Origin of the sequence: Aeromicrobium sp. (assembly GCF_025965075.1) — a bacterium.
In the GTDB taxonomy this organism is placed as follows: Bacteria; Actinomycetota; Actinomycetes; order Propionibacteriales; family Nocardioidaceae; genus Aeromicrobium.
Map to the genome: position 1 here is coordinate 1 of NZ_JAOPXQ010000202.1, position 3035 is coordinate 3035.

2 protein-coding genes are annotated in these 3035 nt (G+C 71.0%); one reads left to right on the plus strand and one right to left on the minus strand.

Going from position 1 to position 3035, the window contains the following annotated elements; genetic code table 11:
• A partial coding sequence (serS, locus tag JWQ91_RS12270) for a serine--tRNA ligase (protein WP_297784392.1) occupies window positions 1-1268 on the minus strand: 1268 nt, incomplete at its 3' end.
• A gap of 103 nt (window positions 1269-1371) precedes the next feature.
• Here serS and JWQ91_RS12275 point away from each other — a divergent pair.
• Window positions 1372-2988 (plus strand): YegS/Rv2252/BmrU family lipid kinase, encoded by a 1617-nt coding sequence (locus JWQ91_RS12275; protein WP_297784397.1) that lies wholly within the window; start codon window positions 1372-1374, stop codon window positions 2986-2988.
• Window positions 2989-3035: the final 47 nt, after the last annotated feature.

Below are 3035 nucleotides of genomic sequence, written 5' to 3' on the forward strand. Positions count from 1 at the left end.
CACCGCGTCGGCCTCAGGACCTCGCCCAGCAGCGGGTGCAGGGCCGCGGGCAGGCGCACCGAGCCGTCCTCCTGCTGACCGTTCTCGAGCAGCGCGACGATCGTGCGGGTCATGGCGCACAAGGTCCCGTTGAGGGTCGCCGCCGGCGTCGTGCCCTCGTCGCCGCGCACGCGGATGTCGAGGCGGCGGCTCTGGAACTGCGTGCAGTTGGACGCCGAGGAGACCTCGCGGTAGCGACCCTGCGTGGGGATCCACGCCTCGCAGTCGAACTTGCGGGTCGCGGAGAGCCCCAGGTCGCCCGACGCCACGTCGACCACGCGGTAGGGCAGCTCGAGGGCGTCGAGCCACGACTTCTCCCACCCCAGGATCCGCTCGTGCTCGGCCGCGGCCTCCTCGACCGTCGTGTAGACGAACATCTCGACCTTGTCGAACCAGTGGACCCGGAAGATCCCGCGGGTGTCCTTGCCGTACGAGCCGGCCTCCCGGCGGAAGCACGGGCTGAACGCGGCGTAGCGGCGCGGCAGCGATCCGGCGTCGAGGATCTCGTCGGAGTGATAGGCCGCCATCGGCACCTCGGACGTACCGACGAGGTAGAGGTTGTCCTTCTCCAGGTGGTAGACGTCGTCCGCGGCCTGGCCGAGGAAGCCGGTGCCCTCCATCGAGCGCTCGTTGACCAGCGCCGGCGGGATCATCGGGGTGAAGCCCCACTCGGCGGCCTTGCTCATCGCGAGCTGGGTCAGCGCGAGCTCGAGCTGCGCGCCGACGCCGGTGAGGAAGTAGAACCGGGCGCCGCTGACCTTGGCGCCGCGCTCGGTGTCGATCGCGCCGAGCAGCTGGCCGAGCTCGAGGTGGTCGCGCGGCTCGAAGCCCTCGGCGGCGAAGTCGCGAGGCGTGCCGACCGTGTCCAGCACGACGAAGTCCTCCTCGCCGCCCTGCGGGGCCTCCGGCGAGGCGAGGTTGGGCAGCGTCTTCATCAGGGTCTCGAACGTCTCGCCGGCCGCGGTCAGCGCGGCCTCGGCCTGCTTGACCTGGCCGCTGAGCTCCTTGGTGCGGGCCAGCAGCTGCTGCTTCTCCTCGCCCTGGGCCTTCGGGATGAGCTTGCCGAGGTTCTTCTGCTCGCCGCGCACCGCCTCGAACGCCGCGATCGACGATCGGCGCTGCTCGTCCGCGCTGATCAGCTCGTCCACCAGCTCGGTGGGGAGGCCGCGGCGCTGCTGCGCGGCACGGACGGAGTCGGGGTCGTCTCGCAGGATTCGGGCGTCGATCACCGCCTCAGCCTATCGCCCGGCCGCACTGCGCGATCCGGTCCATGAGCCGGGGGGCTCGGGGCGGCCGTGCCTTACGCTTGGGCGGTCCCTGAGGAGGAAAGAAGTGTCGTTCGACCTGCGCCGCGCCCAGCCCGACCGCCCCGCCGTCCTGGTGTGGTTGTTGAGCGTCCCGGTCGTGGTCTTCACGTTCCTCGCCATCGCGGTCGGCACCGAGACGTCGGCGATCATGCGGCTCGACCACGACGTCGCCCGGCGGGCGTACGACTTCTCGTCCCAGCACCCCGACTTCGTGTCATTCCTCGACGCCGTCGCGATCGTCTTCAGCAACGCCGCGTGCGGGATCATGCTGGCGCTCCTCGCGGCGTACGCCCTGTGGCGCCGCGAGCGGACCGTCGCGGTGTGGATCGTGCTGAGCGGCGCGATCGCGATCGGCGGCAACGCCCTGATCAAGCTGGCGTTCCAGCGCGAGCGGCCCTTCTTCACCGAGCCGCTGCACGAGATCGGCGGCCACTCGTTCCCCAGCGGGCACGCCGCCGGGTCGGGCATGTTCTTCACCGTCGCGATCCTGTTCACGATCATCCTGACCGGCCGCGGCTGGCGCCGGCGCATCCTCATCACGCTGTTCGTCCTCGCCGGGGTCGGGGTCGCGGCGAGCCGGGTCTACCTCGGCGTGCACTACCTCAGCGACGTCATGGCGGGGCTGATGTTCGGCATCGCCGTCGCCCTGGGCCTGTGGACCCTGGTCGCGACCAGCGCGACCCGGCTGCCGCACGAGCTCGCGGTGCTGACCGGCAGCGGTCGCAAGCGGGCCGCCGTCGTGCTCAACCCGTCCAAGATCGCGAACGTCGAGGAGTTCAAGTCCCGCGTGCGGCTCGTCGCCGACCGGGACGGCTGGAACGAGCCGATCTGGTTCGAGACCACGATCGAGGACCCGGGCCACGGCCAGGCCAACGCCGCCCTGCACGAGGGGGTCGACCTGATCGTCGCCGCCGGTGGGGACGGGACGGTCCGCGCGGTGTGCGAGGAGGTCGCCCGCACGGGTGTCGCGGTCGGGATCCTGCCGCACGGCACCGGCAACCTGCTGGCCCGCAACCTCGGCATCCCACTCAACACCCGCGACGCGCTCGACGTCGTGTTCGGCGGCCAGGACCGGGCGGTCGACCTGGCGACGCTCGAGACCGACACCGGCGCCAGCACGACGTTCCTGGTCATGGCCGGGCTGGGCATGGACGCCGCGATCATGACCGGCGTCAACGACCAGCTCAAGGCCAAGGTGGGCTGGCTCGCCTACTTCGTCAGCGGGGTCAAGGCCGCCCGGTTCCCGGCGATGAAGGTGCAGATCTGCGTCGACGACGGTGAGCCGAGGAAGTTCCGCGCCCGCACCGTCGTCGTCGGCAACGTCGGTTTCCTCCAGGGCGGCATCCCCCTGCTGCCGGACGCCCAGATCGACGACGGCATGCTCGACGTCGTCGTGATCGCGCCGAAACGGTTCATCGGCTGGCTCGCGATCATCGTGCGGGTCATCGGTCGGCAGAAGCGCACCAACGAGCGCCTCGACCGCCTGACGGGTCGCAAGGTGCACATCAAGGCCGAGAAGACCATGCCGATGCAGCTCGACGGCGACCCCGTCGGCGAGGGTCAGGAGATCACCGCGATCGTGCAGCCCGGCGTGCTCCTGATCCGCGTGCCCGTGGCACCGGCGCGCGCGGCCGCCATCTAACAGTCCGGCGACGCACGGCCCGTCCCCGCGCTCACACGATCCGGGAG